The organism is Hominiventricola filiformis, from assembly GCF_020686965.1.
Taxonomy (GTDB): domain Bacteria; phylum Bacillota; class Clostridia; order Lachnospirales; family Lachnospiraceae; genus Hominiventricola; species Hominiventricola filiformis.
Window position 1 is genome coordinate 175,960 of record NZ_JAJEPS010000005.1, and the last position, 15,315, is coordinate 191,274.

At 50.9% G+C, this 15,315-nt stretch carries 19 protein-coding genes; all 19 read right to left on the reverse strand.

Annotated features, from left to right (window positions below):
• Entirely contained in the window at positions 1 to 696 is a 696-nt protein-coding gene (locus LKD36_RS07320; RefSeq protein ID WP_003499643.1) for a hypothetical protein, read from the reverse strand.
• A 60-nt stretch (positions 697 to 756) separates the two neighbouring features.
• The gene (locus LKD36_RS07325; RefSeq protein ID WP_050624190.1) at positions 757 to 1,338 is read right to left on the reverse strand and encodes a sigma-70 family RNA polymerase sigma factor; all 582 of its coding nucleotides are present in this window, start codon (positions 1,336 to 1,338) and stop codon (positions 757 to 759) included.
• 16 nt (positions 1,339 to 1,354) lie between these two features.
• A complete protein-coding gene (locus LKD36_RS07330; protein ID WP_243139228.1) occupies positions 1,355 to 1,762 on the reverse strand; it encodes a zinc-finger-containing protein in 408 nt (135 codons plus the stop codon).
• A gap of 56 nt (positions 1,763 to 1,818) precedes the next feature.
• On the reverse strand, positions 1,819 to 2,166 hold the full coding sequence (locus LKD36_RS07335; protein WP_003499640.1) for a hypothetical protein: 348 nt from the start codon (positions 2,164 to 2,166) through the stop codon (positions 1,819 to 1,821).
• An 83-nt stretch (positions 2,167 to 2,249) separates the two neighbouring features.
• Positions 2,250 to 2,471, reverse strand: coding sequence for a DUF6133 family protein (locus tag LKD36_RS07340; RefSeq protein WP_003499639.1), 222 nt, complete (start codon positions 2,469 to 2,471; stop codon positions 2,250 to 2,252).
• Positions 2,472 to 2,532: 61 nt separating this feature from the next.
• Entirely contained in the window at positions 2,533 to 2,679 is a 147-nt protein-coding gene (locus LKD36_RS07345; RefSeq protein WP_006873413.1) for a hypothetical protein, read from the reverse strand.
• Positions 2,680 to 2,864: 185 nt separating this feature from the next.
• Positions 2,865 to 3,743 carry a hypothetical protein gene (locus tag LKD36_RS07350; protein ID WP_050624192.1) on the reverse strand — a complete coding sequence of 293 codons (879 nt, stop codon included), beginning with the start codon at positions 3,741 to 3,743 and terminating at the stop codon, positions 2,865 to 2,867.
• A complete protein-coding gene (locus LKD36_RS07355) occupies positions 3,740 to 4,672 on the reverse strand; it encodes a type II secretion system F family protein (protein WP_003499637.1) in 933 nt (310 codons plus the stop codon). Before LKD36_RS07355 ends, LKD36_RS07350 begins: the two co-directional genes overlap by 4 nt.
• Positions 4,673 to 6,049 (reverse strand): CpaF/VirB11 family protein, encoded by a 1,377-nt coding sequence (locus tag LKD36_RS07360; protein ID WP_003499636.1) that lies wholly within the window; start codon positions 6,047 to 6,049, stop codon positions 4,673 to 4,675. It lies immediately after the preceding gene.
• Positions 6,042 to 6,836 carry a hypothetical protein gene (locus LKD36_RS07365; RefSeq protein ID WP_003499635.1) on the reverse strand — a complete coding sequence of 265 codons (795 nt, stop codon included), beginning with the start codon at positions 6,834 to 6,836 and terminating at the stop codon, positions 6,042 to 6,044. Before LKD36_RS07365 ends, LKD36_RS07360 begins: the two co-directional genes overlap by 8 nt.
• Before the next feature lie 27 nt (positions 6,837 to 6,863).
• On the reverse strand, positions 6,864 to 7,703 hold the full coding sequence (cpaB, locus tag LKD36_RS07370; protein WP_003499634.1) for a Flp pilus assembly protein CpaB: 840 nt from the start codon (positions 7,701 to 7,703) through the stop codon (positions 6,864 to 6,866).
• A 12-nt stretch (positions 7,704 to 7,715) separates the two neighbouring features.
• Entirely contained in the window at positions 7,716 to 8,228 is a 513-nt protein-coding gene (locus tag LKD36_RS07375; protein WP_003499633.1) for a prepilin peptidase, read from the reverse strand.
• Complete coding sequence (locus tag LKD36_RS07380) at positions 8,200 to 9,897, reverse strand: hypothetical protein (protein WP_227589409.1); 1,698 nt, start codon at positions 9,895 to 9,897, stop codon at positions 8,200 to 8,202. Before LKD36_RS07380 ends, LKD36_RS07375 begins: the two co-directional genes overlap by 29 nt.
• 80 nt (positions 9,898 to 9,977) lie before the next feature.
• Positions 9,978 to 10,547: a DUF6550 family protein gene (locus LKD36_RS07385; RefSeq protein ID WP_215725542.1), complete on the reverse strand. Its 570-nt coding sequence runs from the start codon at positions 10,545 to 10,547 to the stop codon at positions 9,978 to 9,980.
• Positions 10,548 to 10,621: 74 nt separating this feature from the next.
• Positions 10,622 to 11,122 (reverse strand): hypothetical protein, encoded by a 501-nt coding sequence (locus LKD36_RS07390; protein ID WP_215725543.1) that lies wholly within the window; start codon positions 11,120 to 11,122, stop codon positions 10,622 to 10,624.
• A gap of 8 nt (positions 11,123 to 11,130) precedes the next feature.
• Positions 11,131 to 11,622 carry a DUF4320 family protein gene (locus LKD36_RS07395; RefSeq protein WP_243167434.1) on the reverse strand — a complete coding sequence of 164 codons (492 nt, stop codon included), beginning with the start codon at positions 11,620 to 11,622 and terminating at the stop codon, positions 11,131 to 11,133.
• Between the two features lie 123 nt (positions 11,623 to 11,745).
• Complete coding sequence (locus tag LKD36_RS07400) at positions 11,746 to 12,393, reverse strand: RloB family protein (protein ID WP_118560360.1); 648 nt, start codon at positions 12,391 to 12,393, stop codon at positions 11,746 to 11,748.
• A 1-nt stretch (position 12,394) separates the two neighbouring features.
• On the reverse strand, positions 12,395 to 13,591 hold the full coding sequence (locus tag LKD36_RS07405; protein WP_006873400.1) for an AAA family ATPase: 1,197 nt from the start codon (positions 13,589 to 13,591) through the stop codon (positions 12,395 to 12,397).
• A 194-nt stretch (positions 13,592 to 13,785) separates the two neighbouring features.
• Positions 13,786 to 15,282 (reverse strand): S1 RNA-binding domain-containing protein, encoded by a 1,497-nt coding sequence (locus tag LKD36_RS07410; protein ID WP_173885384.1) that lies wholly within the window; start codon positions 15,280 to 15,282, stop codon positions 13,786 to 13,788.
• Positions 15,283 to 15,315: the final 33 nt, after the last annotated feature.

Here is a 15,315-nt window from a genome sequence, read left to right on the forward strand (position 1 = left end):
TCATACCCTCTCAAAGATAATCTGCTGCCGCAGATAAAGATTGGCAACGGCTAATGTCACTGGCTTGCTGCTCTGGCTGATTTTGACCATGCTGGCAATGTTGTCACTGGTGGTCGTTTCATCTCCGTAGAGGGAATCCAAAAGCGCACATTCATTGGGGAGGCGGGAAATATTTTTATCTATGCACTTGATGATCTCTGCAGTGGAGAGCAGGGCTTGGCCGGCAAGGCGCATGACCAGAACTTCGTATTTGGTGCGTTTATCTTTCTGGAACAGTTTCCGCGCAGCGGATACCGGAACATGTGCCAGCAGCGTCAGCTTGACAAAAGAGGCGAGCCGGAGGAAGAACGGTCCGCTGGTTGGGATAATGCTGAGCGAACCAAGCAGGTCATACAGAGCATCGTATTCTGTTTCACCGCTGCCGGATACCAGAAGACCGCGGGTAAGCAGTCGGTTTGTACAGTCTTCCCAAGAACGCTCGGTACAGTAACCGGATGCGGTGGCTAGCTTTTCGTATTCTTGTGCGATGTCATCCCAGCGCAGGATTCTCCAGTTGAGCATGCTCCAAATCACCATTTCCTGCATATCGGCCATGTACTCCTGACCGCCTAACAGGATGATTGGACAACTGCGGTTGCAGCCGTTTGTCCTTCGTTCAAACCGGCCGACCGCAGTGTATAGGGTTTTGATTGCCATATTTCGATACCTCCTTTTTATACATATCCCTTACTGTTATTGATGCTGATTTTCAACAGATCAAAGCAGGCAGGTTAAAAAGTCAGGGTCATTGCGAAGTTTTTCCAGGGAGCGGGAGATCCAGGCGCCCACATGGGAAGGAGGGACTTGATAGAGGGCGGCGATGTCTGTAATGCGCATTCCCTGAACCTTCAGCGCCAGTGCTTCGATGCCAAGTCTGGCAACGCCCTGATAGTTCTGTTTGCTGGCTTCCAGCAGATCAAGGGTCTCCAGACGAGAAAGGTGGGAGTCAAAATGGTCATCCGGCTGGTCTACCTGCTCTCCATCTGCGGCCAGCTCGCCCTGTTCTCCGATGATCAGCCGACTGATGTGCCGCCCCTGACTACAGATTTTTCGGCAGTAGGAGAGGAGTCCATTTTTCACAACCTTTTTGGCGTAGGTTGAAAACTGCGCCTGTCCGGCATTGTAGGTAAAAGCGGCCTTGCAGAGCCACAGGCATCCTTCCTGAAACAGATCTCCGTACTCCAGACCACAGATGCCGGGATTTACATGGATGTTGTTGACAATGACCCAGTGAACGATGGATAGGTTTTTTTCTACCAGTGTCTGCTGGTCTTTGGTAAGCTTAAAGTTTTGCTTCATCAGGCTTCACCTCCGTTCAGGCAGCACGCCCGGATGTGTACGCCGGAGCCTGCTGACAGAGGGAAATGACTTGCTCACACATATATTCGGAAAACTGGCCGATGTGGGTCTGGTGTGCATCAAGCCCCAGTTTGGCTTGCAGCCAGATATAGACCTCCCATTTTTCCATATGGCAGTCCTGCTGCAGTTTTTTTAGGGCACGATGGGCCAGAATGCGTTTGTGGCGCAGATCGCCATTCGCCAGTGTCCCCATGGGGAGCAATGTGCGCTCATGAGCACTGACATAGGCATTGCAGGCCGGCCATCTGTCGCAGACATACAGGAATTTTCCTCTGGTCTGTGGAGTAGATCCATACACAAGGCTTGCAGGCCGAAGAGAAGCGTGAGCATGACAATAAGGACATTTGATTTGCTTTTGTTTCAATAAAATCACCTCCATTACGCGCCGATGACGGCGGCATTGCGTCTTAACAGGCAGAATCATCCGAAGTAGGTATCCCGGTCTGGGCATAGCTGTAAAAACGGACATACATGGTCCGAAGAGGTATGCCATTCCAGAAACTTGGTATAAGCAGTCCGGAACGAGCGGCACTCCAGAATTGCAGAGCATTCTTCGGGGTCCACTGCTTCTCCACTCAGCTTCCGCACTGTCTGGACGGACAGAAAGATCGGCTGACAGCCTGCGTCTGCTGCCATCAGGAACCCCTCACAGGATGCCTGCCGGATCATTGGACAAAGTGAACCGCTGCAGCGGATGAACAGGGCGTTGCGCCAGTTACCCCGGACTGCCTGCAGAAAGGAATAGAACTGACACGGTTTTTGATTCATGCTTTCACCTCCATTAGTCGTTATCTGCAAATAAAAAAGGGGCCAGCTGCAGAAGTTCTGCAAACTGGCCCCTGATTTGGTGCTTAGGAGAACAGACTTTCAATCTCTTCAGTGATGCGGGGGATGACCGTATCGTTGAAGATGAGGGTCAGAGCCGCCAGGAGCAGCGCACCCAAAACTACGGCGATAATGATCTTGACGGCATCCGAAATGTAAAAATCGCCGCGCTGATTGGACAATGCCATACGGCCGCGGTTGAGCAGATAGTTGGCTTTGGTATAGATACGGGTCGTGAATTTTCTCATGGTTAACCTCCTGTTATGTGTTTGATTTGTGGTTGGGTAGGTATATCAAGTCCACCGTCTGTTAAGCGCGGCGGATAGGCTTGATCAGATTGTTTTTGTTGGAACGGGGCCGGTTCGGATATGCTTTAGGCCGCTGGAACAGCAAGCAACGAAATCGGCGTTTTTTGGTGCCGGTATCATTCGGCGGATAAAATTTCTTTTTGGGCATAGGCATTCTCCTGTAAAAAATGAAGCCGGGCTGATGAAACAGACCGGCTCAGTTAGGACCAATGGAAATAATGTGCCTGTCGCTATGGAAAATCGCTTGGGTACAAACGCTCACCTCCCTGTGTATTTGTCTTCCATATGAGGAGCAGGTATGAAAACGCCCGGAAGTACCGGGTCGGATACCAATTAGCCAAAGAACGCCCCGAGCGAACTCATAACCTCGGTACAGAGCACCACCAGATAGATAATCATAATGCAAATCAGCATCATCATAGAGTAACGCTGAATCTTTTTGGGACGTTTGGCAGCTTCCTTCTTCAGATTGTTCTGCTCGATCTGGCGCATATCGAAAGTAATCATTTTGAAGTACATCCGCTGATCATCGCCGCGCAGGACACCAATCAGGCCACGGATCACATCGGACAGCATGGGGCTGCCAATGCGGGTTTCAAATCGAATGAGGGCATTTTCATAGTTGCCGGTCTTCATATCAGCAATGGTCTGATCCAGCTCGGCGCCGAAGTCTTTCCCAGCCACACGGCGGTAGGAAGTCAGAATTTTAAGTACATCCCTGTCATTTTCAAGGCTCTGGCCGACGGTCAAAGCAAATCGGGGGATCTCTCCCTCGATCAGTTTGCGGCGCTTTTTAACAAAATCAAAGGCTGCATAGTAGGTTGAAAACCACAGCGCTACCGCAAGGCCAATCAAAATAGGTACCAGCAGCGGAATAAGAAATGCCATGGGGATGGCACACAGGCCAACTGCCCCTGCAGTTACCCAGGCTCTGGCTGTATAGACCTCCGGGGTAAGCTGCAGACCTGCAATGTCCAGAGCGCGTTGCACCTTATTGCGCTTGAGCCGGTCCAGCCGCAAATAAGGGGCGATCCAACCGGCGATTTTTGTCACATAGACATCAAGCAGCTTTTCATTTTTGGTGCCCTGCTGTTTGCGGGAGAGCATCATCATTTGTGAGGTCTTCTTGGTCGGGATGTCCACAAAGGCACAGGTCAGGTTGTAGACAGCAAAACCGAAGAAGATGATGGCGATGAGCGCCAGAAAGGTCATACGCTATCACCTCCATATTCGATGGGCTTGCTCAGTTTCATAATCTGGGTCAGCGCAAACAGGATGATGGCTGCACAGATTGCCAGTGCAATTTTGCCCGGTGTGGTGAAGATAAGGGTGTGGAACCAATCCTCATTCAAGAAATAGAGCATCGGCACATTGGCGATAACCAGAAATATCATGGTGATGGCTTCACGCCGCGGTCCTTGCATCATTGCCTCCAGTTCCGACTGCACCACACGCACATCGGAGAATTTCTGGTTGATGGTAGGCAGGGTATTCTTCATACTGCGGTCGGACTGGCATTGGATGAGGGTACCGCACCATTCATGGAAGACCCGGTTGGGAATCTTCATCTTCAGGCTGTTGATAGCACTGGTGATGTTGGCATTGATCAATTCCGCTTCATAAACGAAGGCTTCAAAGTTGGCTTTTACCGGCTCATTGATATAGGGCAGGTTTTCCTTGACAGAACGGATCAGATCCTCGGTGCGCAGGTAGGAAGTCGTGATGATGGAAATAGCGGTTTCCAGTTCTTCATTCAGATGCTTTTTATAGCTGGCGGCAGTGCTGCGCAGATACCAGATCGGTATAAGGGAAAAACCGATACCCAGAATGGGCACCATGTACACATTCCCAATCAAAAGAGCCAGCACAGCCCCCACAGCGAACAGAATCAGGGACAGTCGTTTTATTGCCTCATAGCGGTCCGCCCGTCCGGTACCCTTCAAGATCTGTTTCAGTTCGTAATCCTGATTAAAAAAACCCTTGGCTGGTGTGCCCAGAAGAACATTCAGTTCATCAGACAAGGTGGCGGATTTTCGCTGGGAGCGGAAGAGGGCGTCAATAAAATCACCCGGCTTCACACCAAACAGAGCCAAAAGCCCAGCACTGAGCAGGATAAAACAGATAAGATAGATCCATTGCAATTAACCCACCTCCTTTGGCGGCTGCATGAATTCTTCCAATTCCTTGTTGGAAATGCCATTGTCCAACAGCCTTTTCTTCAAGGAATCGGAGATCAAGCCGATTTTTTTATGGTGCCCCACCACACGGGTTTCACCACGGTCATCAGTTACATTGTCCTCCACTTCATATTTGTATAGGGAATGGGCGATCAACCGCCCGTCCTGGTAGTCCTCGCCCTCGATGATTTCCATGATCTTACGGGAACGGTCCTCCAGCTGCTTGGTAAAGACGATGATGGGATACGCCTCTACCATGATCTGCATGAGGATGGAGTCATCCATGTTGTACTTGCGTTTGGCAAGGGTCATCATCCTGCGGTAAGTACTGTTGCAGGAATTGGAGTGGATGGTGGTACATACGGTATGGCCGGTGCGGGAACTTTCGGCTGCGGACAGGCTTTCTGCCGCTGACCGCATTTCACCTACACCGATGACATCCGGATGCTTACGCAGCACCCGCTCCAGAAGAAAATCCTGATTGATGTTCAGCGCAGGGTTCTCGCTGGGGCGGGTCAGCAGATGTACCACGGAATTGAGGATATTGCCCTGTGCATCCCGCTTGACCAGATCAAATTCGCGGCTGCCTTCTTCAATGGTAATAAGGCGCCGGTTATTGGGCACATTGGACAGCAGCCAGGCCATGATCGTGGTCTTGCCGGAGCCGGTGGAGCCGGCAATGCAGACGGACACCCCATATCGTATACAGGCAGTCAGAAAGTGAAGCATTTCAGCGGTGGCACTGCCGGAGTTCAGCAGTTTTTCTTCACTGACGGTCTGCTGGTTGACAATACGGATGGAGGCATTGACGCCTACATCTGCATCCACAATGGGAGTTTTGTCCACTGAAATACGGATGTTTTTGTCCAGAAATCCCACAATGCTGGGCATAGTATCATCAATGACCATGCCGCAGGCGTTGAGCATTCGGCGGATCACATCGATGGCGTGCTGGGGCGAACTGAATTTATCAGAGATCTTGATACTGCGCCCACTGGATTCGATCACTTCAATGTCGTTGTAGGCGTTGATGTTGACCTCCTCAACACCAGGCTTATAGATCCATTTCTTCAAAAAGGAGTAGCCGGCCATGTCTTCATAGAGCTTGGAACACAGTTCTTTTGTAGAGAGCCCGTCAAGGGCATATTTGCGTTTGACAATGTAGTGTTCCATCAGTTCTTTCAGCAGGCTTGTGGCACGCTCTGCATTGCCTTCCCCAGCTTCAGCAATGGTGGAGGCATGGTTTTCGGCAAAATACCGCTGTACATCCTCCAGTACCTGGTCATAGGTCAGCTCCTGATTGGCGGCCGGTGTGAAGAATATATCATTCAAATTACTCATCGGCATCCTCCTCACATTCATACGCTGCATCATCCTCTGACTGTTCGGCCAGTTCCATTTGCTCCAGAATTTCCAGTACCTTGTTCAGTGAAGCAGTGTATTTGGGGTTACAGTAGGTGATAGCCTTGAACATACCGCCTTCGGTAGCACAGCGGTCGATCTCCTTACTGTAGGGAAGCAGGCCGTCAAACCCGCCAATGATATAGCCCATTTCATCCAAGGCGTGGAAGGGACGGGCCAGACCGGCGAATGTCATATGCTCAGAAAACCGGAAGCGCTCGTCCACAAGCAGAGGTTGATGGGCTTTCAGGTAGTTGATGCCCTTTAGGTCCGGGGTGAGGATACGGATGACCACATCGCCGGCTTCAATGGCGGCGGGAGTGAACACATTGGTCATGCTGGTGCTGCAGTCCAGAATGACGAAATCTACCAGTTTGGCGGCAGCATGAATGAGCTGCAGTACCATGGTATATTTGACCTCTGGGTAGCTCAGCGGGTTTTCTCCTGCCGCATAGCCCATCATCCCAATGAAGGGATAGTTTTTCAGCACTGTCACATGACTGGCGACCAGAGATGTATCAATCTCCACACTGCTCAAAACCTGGCCGATAGAGGTATTGGTCTGGATGATCTGCTCCGGTAGCCAGACCGGCAGCATAGGGACATTCATATCGGCATTGATAATGATGGCTTTCCGCTTGTCCCGGGTCAGGGCTTTGGCCAGAATACAGCAGAACATGGATTTGCCGCTGCCGGGGCTTCCCCAGACGGTGATAACTTTACCCATAACGAAGATCCTCCTTCCTTGATTTGATTATTCTGCCGAGGGTGCAGTTTCATTAGTGGATTGTGCAGACTCTGCAGTTTCCGTTTCCTGGGGTTCACTTTCAACATCAGAATTTTCCGCATCTGCAGCTTCTTCCTCAATCAAAGTTTCGGGGAAGTAGATTTCCTGCAGAGTCTTATCCTGCTCGGCAAGCAGCTCATCTGCCAGTTTGTCATTGTTGCGGGAGATAAGAGCCACATGAGCTACGCCGTCATTTTCAAGACCGGTAATGATCTTCGCCTGTTCAGGGCTTGCCAGCACAGTGATGGTGGCTGACTGCTGCTTTTCTTCATCCTCCGTGGGCTCCTTGGCATTATCCACATTGATGCCGTCTGAGTCTGTGACGGACAATACTTTGACAAAACGCAGTTCCGGTACTTCGGCCGCCGTATCAAGAAAGTGGTAAATACGGATGATGTCACCGGGCTGAAGCTTGTCAGAGAGGCCGGAAGCAAGTGTTTTAACGGTCAGCGAGATAGCGACCTTACCGGAAGGGATGCTGTTGAGCGCCACATCGGACGAAACCGGTACAGAGCTGATCTTGCTGGTAAGGATATAGTCACCCACAGCCAAGTCGGCGGTAGCGTAAAGACCATTTACATCGGAGAGCTGATGGGCGATGTTGGAGGGGAGGTTATAGCCGCCTACCTCAACCACCTCGGCATTTTCTGACGAGATTTGCTCGCCTTTCAATACCGGCTGGGTGATACGGACGATTTCCTCTTTTCCATTGGTCTGACGGGCGATGGTTGGAAGTGCCACAAAGGCGATAACTGCCGCCAACAGCAGAGAGAGGATCCCGAAGATGAATCGGTTATTCAGTTTCATAAGCGTTGTCTCCTATCTTAAAAATAGTTGGGCCAGGGTCGCTGTACAGCAGCCACAGGCGAGAAATGGCAGGAACGGGATAGCAAGGGGCTGCCCAGTTCGATAAAGCCGCCTGAGAAGAAAGATCACAGGCATTGCGGTAACAGCGGCAGTCAGAAAGACCAGCGCCATGCCGGAAGGGCCATAGACCAGCCCTAATATCCCGCAGAACTTGATATCCCCGCCGCCCAGACCGGTGCCGTTTGTTGCCAGTGCAGCTGCCAATGGAATACAAAAGCCGAGCAGGGCGCCTACCAGGGCATGGGTAGCGACCGGCCAGAGGAAGAGCGGCGGGAGCCCATGGTTTAACAGGAAATACCCCTGCAGGACCGGCGCCAGGGCAGCTAAGGGGATAAAAAAGACGAGTGCCCGGTCAGGCACCCGTCTGTAAAGCACATCGTAGACAGCAAAGCCGGCCACCACAAAAAATATGGTAAGCAGGTAAGCTGTCCAGAGGTTATTCTCGATTGGTATACCAGTCATCATAAAGGCTCCCTTGGATCGAAACATAGTCATTTAGGTTGATGGATAACATGCCGTCAGGAGTCCAGGTATCCCACACCTGTGTATAGATGGTGTAGTCGGTGGCATCTGGGAACCACAGCGGTGTGAAATGCACTGTCCGGTCATAGGTGGAAAACTCGTTGGGCTTGAAGATGAATTTTGCACTTTGGCCGCCGGAACGCTGCAGAAGCCGCAGATAGGTCTGATACTGGAACTCAGGAAATACGGAAAAAGCAGTTTGGGGATAAGTAATGTGGCTGGTCGGGGCATCTGTGGACAGCGTTGCCCGCACTTCGGTTTTAACGCCGTACCCGCTTTTCATCGTCTTGCCGGATGCTGTGGGTACAATATCATCTGGCATTAGGGACATCTCGCCGCTGATGGAAGCGGAGTAGCCCGTATATTCGTATTCCCAATATCCTTCATCCACCCAGTGCCCGCCATCTTCACCGTGGTCGCACCATACCCATACAGGCACCCAGTAGCAGCTCCAGACGCCCCAGTTGGCAGTGAGCTTCTGCGTTTCACTGGGTAGGGGCGGCACAGAGTAGCCGGGATTCGTGTCGGTTGCCACAGGGTCAGGTGGAATGTGCTCATTCAGATCCACGATTTTTGCGACAAAGGTATCCTGAGCGGTATAGGCACCGCTGACAGATACTGTAATGGTCACGGTTTGTGGGGTGGAGGGGGTATGCCATTTGACCCAGACTACCTGACTGTCACCGGCTGGGATCACTATATCATTGACCCGGTAGGTGGTGCCGAGAATATGGAAGGTAACCGATGCCGGATTATCCGGCGTCAGATCCTGATCTGTCCGCAGTGTGACGGCGGTGATCACATCCGTATCTACTCGGTATTCGACATCAGGGGCCTCAATTTCTCCTTCCGGCGGAGCTTCATCAAACCAGACGATACCAACGCCAAGGGTGCTGATGATGTCGGAATTGTTCTGCTTTCCAGTGGTGCTGCCTGTCCAGGCGGAGATGCCAAGGTCGCTGAATTCCAGGAACATTGACAGCGGCAGATTTTTATGGGTAAGCGAGGTCATGGTTTTCCGCAGATTGCCGCCGGACATCTGATCATACAGGCCGGCGGCAGTAGCTGTCATACAGTAATACTGGCCGTTGTGCGTGAAATAGGCAATGGGCTCGATCAGCAGCTTGTACTCGCCGGCAATCATCCGCTCATAATCGACTCCGGCTGCCTGAGCGACCATCATGCACGCATATTCAGAACAGAAATACCGTTTGATGGCTTCGATGTTGCTCTGCCCCTTGCTGCTGACGATTGTGGGCATAGATTGCGTAGGTCTAATGCAGGAATAGGCAACGCCGGACTGGAGGGAGAGGCCGGCGCCGCCCAGGTATTGCAGTTTGTTGACTTTCCCAAAATGGAGAAGACTGGTCTTCTGCGTCCGGTTTGAAAAGTCCAGCGGAGAAGATACGGCAGTTCCGCTGGATGCGTCAACAACAGTAATGCGGACGCCATCGTTGCCTGAGTTCCAGAAGTTGCTGCTTGTGCCATGACCCATGCTGCCACCGCCGCCATCTATGTTTCCATTTCCGCCCGTTGCAAAGGCAGAGGAGGGGAATAGACAGAAAACAAGGGTAAAGCAGCATAGGAAGGCGAGAAGTCGTTTCAAATACATCACGCTCCATTCCTTTTGAAAATAGGAAGGCCGCCACAATCCTGTGACGGCCAAGTAGTGCCATATTCAGTTGTAGTAAATCAGCCCATATTGCCGACCTGTTTGTTCAGATCTCCATCGCTGTCACCGGTGGACTGCTGTACATTGCCGGGAACAACCCAGCCAAACACCGGATCATATACAGCTCCATTTCCGTTGCTGGAGCCTGGAACCGGCTCATTGCTGGGCGGCGCTTGCTCGGCGGGCGGGGCAGTAACCTCCGGAACTGACGGGTCGGGATTGACGGTATGCTCCTGACCAGGATCTTTGATTTCGGTCTTACCTTCCGGCACCGGAGGAGGCGTTTCTTCAAGCTTTTCAGTATCGGTGAAGTCGATCACAACCTCATCCTCCGTTTGGGAGGTTACTTTGGGATATTCTTCTTCGGCATCTGTGGACTGGCCGGGGGCATAAGCATCTGCTCCATTATCACCATCTGTCTGTGTGCCGCCATCTGACCAATCGCCGGTGACGCTGCTGGGTGGGGATTCATCCGGCCTAAAATCTCCGGTACGGTCGCGGCTTACGAACCAGCAGACACCCAGAATAGTGACGCAGAGGAGAGCCAGCGAGGAAACAATAAAGCCTTTGGATTGGAAAAACTTCTTCATATTTTACATACACTCCTTTTTTGCTGTTATATAAAGCCTATACGGTAGAATGTGCCGGGCTTTCAACAGTAGGGTTAGAATTTTGTGTTGTGGTAGCCTGTCAGCTCCACCCGTTGGGTGATAGCCGGATAACTGTGGCCGAACATCCGCACATAGAACTCCACGTCACAGTAAAAGATGTACTCAACCCGTCCATCCTCTACATTGAACTCCAGGCTGATGTCGGAAACCTTGTAATCCTCCGTTGAAAGCGGAATCTTGGAGTCCAGGCCACCTGCCACTGTAGCCTCCAGCATGTCGGTATAGTCACTGCTGGAGTAAAGGGTATTTAGGTACTCTTCAAAGTTAGTTTCACGCTGGGAACGGTAGGTATCTGCATAAATCGTGCCGCTAAGGTTATTTAACTCCATTTTAGCGCCGTTGCGGATGTTGATGCAGGTGATCCGGATGGAAGCGTACAGGAGCAGGAAGGAAATCAGCATCACGATGCCTACCACAAAAAAGCAGGCGAAAAAGGTGATCTCGCCCCGTTCGTTTCGCAGCAGCTGTTTCAGCTGCAGGAATATACGTTTCATAGGTCACCTCACTTCCAGTAGTGCTCACTGACGCCGCTGCCGCGGGCAACAACTGTGATGTTTACCAGGTCAAAATTCCAGAACCCGCCCAGTTTAGCATCTCCCTCGATAGTAATGAAGAAGGGGGTGCCCAACTGGATGGCATTTGTCATACCGGATGGCCTGGGTGATGTGTAGGTAGCGTCAATGGAGTAGGAAATATTTTCGGCTCCTTCGATCTGAGAACTCAAAAATTCAAACAGCTCATCGGTCTCGCCGTTGACGCCGCCGGAAAGCTGGATCTGTTTGACCATCTGATCGGCGGCATGGTCAAGTTCCTGCTTGGTGGAAATGATGCTGAACAGGTCAATAATGAAGGCCAGCAGCAGGACAGCGATGAAGATGAAGACCACCGTACTGAAATAGTTGGCCTCGCCCCGCTCGTTGTTCAGCACCTTCCGGGCTTTTTGAAAGAGAATAGAAACCACCACCTTTACTGAAATTGAAAACAGCCGCTCCAAACCGGAGCGGCTGCTATGCAAAGTTTTGACTGTACCAAGTATAACAGATATGGATTTACGGCGAAAGGGCAGGACTGTGCCAATGTAGAGACAATTTTGTGCCAACCATGTTTCTTTGCAACATTACAGCAGTGATTCCACCAGCTGATAGATGTCGGTAAATGGATTGACAGCAATTCCAAACGGTTTGCTGCTGTCATTTTGAAGATGGTATTGCTCTACACGTTTGGCGTTCTGAATCGCAATGGCTGTATGCTCTGCTAACTGGTTATATACATCGCCAGCTTTCTCATAATCAGGGAGATAAGTGGTCAATGCGTTTTTCACTGCGGGGTAGTCTTTGAAAAATTTGGTGGTGTACTGGAAATGCAACAGATACCAAAATTCAAAGCAGGGATTGGAGAGTGCAATCTGAATCCCCTTCGCATCTGCCATTTTCCTTGCCTTGGAGAGCAGACTGTCCTTTGCAGTGATGGGGTCAGGGTTGTTGTAGTTCACATCTCCATCTGCAACTACCCATACAGAGTCTCCCTCTGATACGGAAATCTGATTTTTGTTCTGATATTCCACGGCTTTCCGGATCAGGCTGAGATAATCTGTTTCACCTCCGCTGGTGCGGCTGCCGACCACACGAATATCAATGTTTGTCTGACGGTTGCGGTAGTGTTCAAAATACTTAGGCTCAGTTTGAGAACCCTCCGTTACAATCAGAATGACAGGCTTTATTTTTCTGCGTCGCTGTCCACGCTTTTCAATTTTTCCACGTGCCATTTTACAGCCCTCCCTTGATAAAGGGGATTGCACCATAACGGCCAATCAGATAGCCTTTCTCCACCTTGGCATCCTTGCGGATGGAAAAATCGTAAAGGGAGAACAGATCGGTAGCCGCTGTTTGCTCGTCTTTTTCGGTAAACCAAATCTGATCTCTCCTCAGTACATCCAGGTCAAGAAGATTGGTGTTGTGTGATGTGAAAATCAACTGGGCTCCATTTGGATTGAACTCCACGCTGTTAAAAAGCGAGACCAGATGCTTTGTCAGAAGAGGATGCAGATGAGCGTCCATCTCGTCAGCGACAAGAAGCGTTCCTTCATCCAGCACCTTTTTTACAACACCGATCAGTTTGAAATAACTGTTGGTGCCATCAGATTCCTCTGCCATGTTCAGCGCGTAGGAAGAAGTATTTCCCTCTGTATCCTGTACCGTGTGAATGGCCTCGATATTGGTAAAGATATCATTACGCTGAGAAGGAGCGGGTTCTGTATCACGCATCTGAAGGGACTGTATGCCAAAATCTGCAACACGCAGCATAGAGGCGATCACATGCCGGTAGTCATCATCTTTGAGTTGTTCTGCTTCAAGGCCGTAGGCGTCTGCAACAGAATTTTTCGTGATGATCTGGCAGGAAGCAAACCATTCCAGAACCGGAATCACTTTGGAATAGCTCCAGTTTGATGCGACAGACAGATAGAGCTTGTTGGCCGAAGTGCGATCCTTGAGAGTATTTTGTTCATCGACATCAACGGTAAAGCGAAAATCTTTTGTGTCTTTTCGCTCAAAAATGAGTGCCTGCCTGCCATTGGGATAGTAATACAGATATTCTTCAATAACAGCTTTGTCTGTTACAGAAAAGCCATACGCATATCGGATGCCATTTGTGGTGAAGATGACCTCAAAGCTGCTGGGGCGAGAGGGTGTTTCCCGGTCAAACTTGAACGGCGAACGCTCAATGGTTTTGTGGAGCTGCTGGTTATGCGAAGTCAGCACATAATTTACCATGAACCAAAATGCATTCAAGACATTGGACTTTCCGGAAGCATTGGCACCGTAAATCACGGCAGACTTCAAATGCTTTTTGTTTCCGTCCACAATCAGGTGTTCCGGATGTTCGTTATCCTTACTGGCAAGCAGGGATAACACGACATTATCTTTGATAGAGAGAAAGTTCTCTACACTAAATTGAATCAGCATAAAACAACCTCCTAAATCCTTGCTATAATATATTATATCCGCATTTTTGTGAAAAATCAACGCAAATGAAAAATAAAAATCTATATAGAGGATTTAAGAGAACAGTCGTGTGGAGAGGATATGCGGTGGGAGTTTCGGTAATGATAAAAAGCAAGCCTGGGAAACAGTTCGCCGCTGCTTCCCAGGCGCTTTGCTTACAGGTTCTGACGGATGATCCGGGTGATAATACCTACGGCCACACCCCGCTCCATATCCAGACGGGTGACGGCAAAAGATACATCGTCCTTTTTGCCGGGCATCCGGTAGTCATAGCAGGAGTGGGCTACCGCATTGACGCCATTGGAGAGGCGCACATAGACAACGCCCTTGTGGACATCTGTGACACGGCCGGCATACTTGCCTTGGATACGGCACTTCTGCAGGTTGTCCCTGTCGGTGTTCTCGGAAATACTCTTGATGTCAGCCTTGATGCCCAAGTCCTCCAGACTGTTGCGCCGCACGCTGAGAATACGGACCAGAACCTCATCGCCTACGGAAAAACGCTCATGGGCATCACCGATCCAATCCCAGGCAAGGTCACGGGCAAGGATGGAGGTTTCAACGCCGAAAACTTCCACGCGCACAACCTTTTCAGCCACTGCAATCACACGCGCCTGGACGATGCGGCCCTCATAGACACGGTACATACCGGCAGCATCCGTATCCAGATAGAAAATCTGGCGTTTGCGCAGCATGGCCTCCTTGCGGCTGGCAACTACGCTGCGGGTCTTGGAGTCGATACCACGCACGATGAAGTCAATGTCAGCACCGAGCATGTTGCCAAGGATCTTATTTTGGCGCAGCATAAGGTCGGCGTATTCCTGACCGGAAGGACTGCGGCCCAGATTGATCATCATTTCCTTGATAGGGATAATGACACGGAACCCCTTGTAATCCACAACTGCCACCGTCTTGCGGTTGTCCAGCTGTTCAATGCCGCCCAGCTTGCCGGTGATGATCTTGCGGGTGCGGTAGGCATTATGGATCTCATGCCAGATTACATCATCACGGTCTTCGGCAGTCTCGACATCATCCCGGCTGCGGATGGTAAGGACGGGGGCCTCGCCGCGCTGGGGGCGGGGCTGGCGCTGGGGAGGAGAAGGAGTAGGGGCAGGAGCGGCAGCTTCTTCCACGACAGGAACATCAGGCTCCACAGCAGGTTCCTCCGTATCAAGAATAGAGTCGGCTGTATCCGCCGACTCTGTTGTTTCGGCAGGGACTTCCTCTGTGACAGTTTCTTCAGGAGCAGCAGCTTCTTTCTTCTTTCGGCTGGTACGCTTGGGCTTGGGAGATGCAGGGGGTTCCTGCACAGCGTCGGCGTTATCTTCGTAAACATCAGGCGGCTGCACATCAAAGTCTTCCGGCATATCAGTGGGAGCAGCGCTTTGATCGTCTGTTTCAGCAGGCGTATCTCCGAACATTTCCTCCTCGGTGAGTTCAGGAAGGGGATCTTCAGCCATATCTTCGGCAGAGGTGTCCTCCAGGGGCTGATCCATCTGCCCCAGCAGTTCGTTCAAATCCAGACTATTGCCAGTATCAGCAGGAAGGGATTCAGGTTGAGCAGTATCGGCCGGCAGAGTTTCGCCTTCCGACATAACGGTTTCGGTAACAGGAGCCTCCTGTTCCAGAAGTTCTTTTTTCTTGGTTGCCATAGATTAAAACCTCCTATGAATTTGATAGTTTTG